Origin of the sequence: Mycobacterium sp., assembly GCF_032162605.1 — a bacterium.
Lineage (GTDB): Bacteria > Actinomycetota > Actinomycetes > Mycobacteriales > Mycobacteriaceae > Mycobacterium.
Window position 1 is genome coordinate 1 of sequence record NZ_JAVROT010000062.1, and the last position, 4805, is coordinate 4805.

Below are 4805 nucleotides of genomic sequence, written 5' to 3' on the forward strand. Positions count from 1 at the left end.
TACTCGGTGACCGCCTGCCACGCCGGATATCCCGCGCCTATCGACGGTTTCGCCAGGGGCCCGGCGCTTTCAAGGTCGACTTCGCGGTCGAAGGCGGCGTCCCGTGGACCACCCCTTCGGCTCACCGCGCGGGCACGGTTCACGTCGTGGGCAGCTACGCCGAGCTCGCCGGGACCGAGCGCGACATCCATGCCGGACGCATGCCCCAGCGGCCCTTCGTGCTGGTAGGCCAGCAGTACCTCGCCGACCCACAGCGGTCTGTCGGAGACATCCACCCGGTGTGGACATACGCGCATGTGCCGAACGGATTCTCGGGCGACGCCACCGAGGCCATCATCGCCCAGATCGAGCGGTTCGCCCCGGGCTTCCGTGATCGGATCATCGGCAAGACGGTCCGCACCACTACGCAAATGTCGGACTACAACCCGAATTATGTCGGCGGGGACATCATGACCGGCTCCAAGGACATTCGCCAATTGACGTTCGGTCCCCGGGTCACGTTGTCGCCCTACGAGATCGGCGTCCCGGGCATGTACATCTGCTCGGCGGCCACGCCGCCGGGACCGGGCGCTCACGGCATGTGCGGCGCCAATGCCGCCCGGTCCGCACTCGCGCAACTAAACCAGTGAATTTCAAACATATAACCCGTCAAAGGAGATCCAATGACCGCCGCTGTTGACCCCTCATTCGACCTGTTCAGCTTGACCGACGAACATCAGGAACTACGCGCCGCGATTCGCGCACTGACTGAACGCGATATCGTCCCTTACGCGGCTGACTGCGACGAGCGAGAGCGATTCCCGCAGGAAGCTCTCGACGCCCTCAATCAGTCCAGCTTCAATGCCGTCCACATCCCCGAGGCCTACGGGGGTCAAGGCGCCGACGGCGTGGCCACCTGCATCGTGGTGGAGGAGGTTGCCCGCGGTTGCTGCTCCTCGTCATTGATCCCGGCGGTGAACAAGCTCGGCACCATGGGTCTCATCCTTGCCGGCTGCGAGGACCTCAAGCGGCAGGTGCTGCCAGACATTGCCAATGGCGCGATGGCTTCGTATGCGCTGTCCGAACGGGAGGCTGGATCCGACCCTGCCAGCATGCGAACTCGCGCCCGCGCCGAACGCGACGGCTGGATCCTGAACGGCACGAAGTGCTGGATCACCAACGGTGGCAAATCCACCTGGTACACCGTGATGGCGGTGACCGACCCCGACAAGGGTGCCAACGGTGTGTCGGCGTTCGTGGTCCACGAGGACGATGAGGGATTCACCGTCGGCGCCAAAGAGCGGAAGATGGGTATCAAAGGCTCGCCTACGACTGAGCTGTATTTCGAGAACTGCCGTATCCCAGGCGATCGGATAATCGGCGAACCTGGCACCGGTCTGAAAACCGCACTGAAGACGCTCGATCACACCCGTCCGACCGTGGGAGCACAAGCTGTCGGCGTTGCGCAAGGGGCACTGGACGTCGCGATCGCCTACACGAAGGATCGCAAGCAATTCGGCAGGTCGATTTCGAGCTTTCAAGCCATTCAATTCGAGCTGGCGGAAATGGCGATGAAGGTCGAGGCGGCGAGGCTGATGGTGTACACCGCGGCGGCACGCGCCCACCGCGGGGAGCCCAACCTCGCCTTCATCTCGGCGGCTGCAAAATGCTTCGCATCAGACGTTGCCATGGACGTCACCGAATCCGCCGTGCAGCTGCTCGGCGGTGCGGGATACACCCGCGACTTTCCCGTCGAGCGAATGATGCGCGACGCAAAGATCACCCAGATATATGAGGGCACCAACCAAATTCAGCACATCGTGATGTCTCGCGCACTGTTGGCAGTCTGAACCACGCGGCCGCCGGTTACCCATGCCGCAGACATCGCACCGACTGAAACTCAACTGAGCACCTGACAAGAACGGAGCTAAACATGACCGACATGCTGGAATCCGCACCGCGCCAGTCGAACCCGCCGACTTTGGACAAGTTGGCGGGCCGCGTGGCCTTCGTCACCGGCGGCACTCGCGGCATCGGGGCGGCGATCGCGCACAGCCTCGCCAACCAGGGTGCAACCGTCGCGGTGGGGTACAACCGTGACTGCGACAGCGCCGAACGGTTCGTCGCCGACTTGATGAAGACCCAGCCTCACGGGGCTTCGGCCTCGGCGCACCAAGGCAATGTCGGCGCCCCCGGCGACTGCCGCCGCACGATCGATGAGGTCATCGACACGCACGGGCGCCTCGACATCCTGGTCAACAACGCCGGCATCACCATGGACAAGACCGTGTCCGCCATGACAGAGGACGACTGGCACAGCGTGCTGGCCGTGAACCTCTCGGGCGCGTTCTTTCTCTGCCAGGCTGCGCTGGCCCACATGGTCGAGCGCGGCAGCGGGCGCATCGTCAACGTGTCGTCCGTCGTCGGTGAGACGGGCAACATCGGCCAAGCCAACTATGCCGCCTCGAAGTCGGGTCTGTTCGGCCTGACCAAGACGCTGGCCAAGGAAGCCGCCTACCAGCTGGCGAAATCCGGCAAGAACACCGACGACGGAATCGGAATCACCGTCAACACCGTCACCCCCGGCCTGATCACCACCGAGATGACCGCGGACATCCCGGAGAAGGTCATGGCAAAGCTGACCAGCCAGATCCCCGTCGGCCGCGCGGGCAGGCCGGAAGAAGTCGCGCGGGTCGTTCACTTCCTCGCCGCCGACGCGTCGTCGTACATCACCGGGCAGGTGTGGAGCGTCAACGGCGGAATGGACATGTGACGGCAGCGTCGTTGTTCACCAGCACCACGAAAGGTCGCCGGCGTTGTGTACGTCGACGTCGACAGGAGCCACGGCTTCCAGAACCCTCGAGTTGACCATGTAGAACAGCGGAAGCGGGGAAACCTATGAGCGGCTATAGCGTTGGCTACATAGTTGGTAGCCTGTCAACCGAATCAATCAATCGCACGCTAGCGAAGGCGCTCATTCAGTTGTCGCCCAAGCATTTGAAGTTCGTGGAGATACCGATACGGGATCTTCCGTTGTACAACCGCGACTTCGACACTGATTACCCGCCGGCGGGCAGAGCGCTCAAGGATGCGATCGCCGCAGTGGATGCGGTGCTTTTCGTGACCCCCGAGTACAACCGGGGCATCCCCGGCGGCCTGAAGAACGCCATCGACTGGGCCAGCCGCCCGCATGGGACGAACTCATTCGCACGTAAGCCGTCGGGCGCAATCGGCGCCTCCCCGGGGAAGATCGGAACCGCTGTCGGGCAGCAGAGTCTGCGCAGTGCGCTGAACTTCTGTGATTCGCCGATGATGGGTGCGCCGGAGGCCTACGTTCAGCTCACTCCAGGCTTGATCACCGACAAGGGGGAGGTCACCGACAAGGGGACCGAGCAGTTCTTGCGCGATTTCATGGAAGCTTTCGGAGTATTCGTGACCCGTGTCCTCACGGTGCTGCCGCCTGAACGGTTCGGCGCCACGGGATGATGTTTGCGGTGTCGCGAAGGTCATCCGCGCGCCTAACTCGCAGTCAACCAGCCCTTCGCTGGCACACGTGGTGGACGGAACTTCCGCGTACCCGCACACCTAATTTCCCGTCGAATTGATGCCATTCCGACGGTAAGGTTGTCGCCACTTCCGGTGCAGATGGCGGCGGACTTCACGGGTGCGGGGCGGCGCGATGAAGCTGGTTGACCGTCGCGCCGAGTGCGGGGCGCTCGATCAGTTCATCGACGCTGTCCGCGCTGGTGAAAGTCGGGCATTGGTCTTGTCCGGCGAAGCGGGTGTGGGCAAGACATCGCTACTTGAGTACCTGGCGGGACAAGCTGCGGGATGTCGCGTGGCCCGCATCGCGGGTGTGCAGTCGGAGATGGAGCTTCCGTTCGCTGCGCTGCACCAGTTGTGCGTGCCAATGCTCGACAAGCTCCCGGGACTACCGGTGCCGCAGCGTGATGCTTTAGAAATTGCGTTCGGCATGACTTCCGGATCGGCGCCGGATCGGTTTCTGGTGGGGTTGGCGGTGCTGAGTCTGCTGTCCGAGGTCGCCGAGGAACGGCCGCTGGTGTGTGTGATCGATGACGAGCAGTGGCTCGATCGCGCCTCAGCCCAAGTCCTCGGCTTCGCCGCTCGCCGTTTGGGTGCGGAATCAGTCGGATTGGTTTTCGCGGCCCGGGTGCCCAGCAGCGATATTGCCGGACTGTCGGACCTTGTTGTGGAGCGTTTGGGAAAGGCAGGTGCCCGAGCACTGCTCGATGCCGTCTTGACTGGGCCATTGGACACTCGCGTCCGCGATCAGATTGTTGCCGAGACTCAGGGCAATCCGCTGGCATTGCTGGAATTGCCGCGCGGATTAACTCCGCAAGAGTTAGCCGGCGGATTTGGGCTTCCTAGCGCGATGCGGCTGTCCGGCGGCATCGAAGAGAACTTCCGCCGCCGTTTCGACGTTCTGCCCGAATCGAGCCGGCGCCTGGTGCTGGTCGCCGCAGCCGAGCCGATCGGCGATCCGGTGCTGGTGTGGGGGGCCGCGGCGCGGCTGGGGATCGGCGCCGAGGCGTCAGCTCCGGCGATCGCGGCGGGCCTCGTCGAGTTCGGCATGCGAGTGCGGTTTCGTCATCCTCTCGTGCGCTCGGTGGTCTACGGGTCTGCGTTGCCTCAGGAAAGACAACTAGTGCACGCCGCGTTGGCTGCTGTCACCGATGCCCGACACGATCCCGATCGGCGAGCCTGGCATCTGGCGAACGCCGCACTTGGACCCGACGAGGACGTCGCCGCGGAGCTGGAGCTATCGGCGGGCCGGGCGCGAGCGCGCGGCGGCGTCGCTGCTGCGG

Annotated in this window: 5 protein-coding genes; all 5 read left to right on the plus strand. The window is 63.9% G+C overall.

From position 1 onward, the window contains the following. Positions 1-629 (plus strand): phytoene desaturase family protein (locus QOI01_RS03555; protein ID WP_526378657.1); only part of this gene is annotated, 629 nt, incomplete at its 5' end. A gap of 33 nt (positions 630-662) precedes the next feature. Then, positions 663-1829, plus strand: a complete 1167-nt coding sequence (locus QOI01_RS03560; RefSeq protein WP_526378659.1) for an acyl-CoA dehydrogenase family protein — start codon at positions 663-665, stop codon at positions 1827-1829. A gap of 83 nt (positions 1830-1912) precedes the next feature. Then, positions 1913-2752, plus strand: a complete 840-nt coding sequence (gene fabG / locus QOI01_RS03565) for a 3-oxoacyl-ACP reductase FabG (protein ID WP_526378661.1) — start codon at positions 1913-1915, stop codon at positions 2750-2752. A gap of 125 nt (positions 2753-2877) precedes the next feature. After that, the gene (locus tag QOI01_RS03570; RefSeq protein ID WP_526378663.1) at positions 2878-3465 is read left to right on the plus strand and encodes an NADPH-dependent FMN reductase; all 588 of its coding nucleotides are present in this window, start codon (positions 2878-2880) and stop codon (positions 3463-3465) included. 193 nt (positions 3466-3658) lie between these two features. Further along, positions 3659-4805: AAA family ATPase (locus tag QOI01_RS03575; RefSeq protein ID WP_526378665.1), on the plus strand; the 1147-nt coding region annotated here is incomplete at its 3' end.

Excerpts from the sequence above, each read along its gene's own strand:
- QOI01_RS03560 (WP_526378659.1), top strand. The coding sequence starts at position 663 with ATGACCGCCGCTGTTGACCCCTCATTCGACCTGTTCAGCTTGACCGAC.
- fabG (WP_526378661.1), top strand. The coding sequence starts at position 1,913 with ATGACCGACATGCTGGAATCCGCACCGCGCCAGTCGAACCCGCCGACT.
- QOI01_RS03570 (WP_526378663.1), top strand. The coding sequence starts at position 2,878 with ATGAGCGGCTATAGCGTTGGCTACATAGTTGGTAGCCTGTCAACCGAA.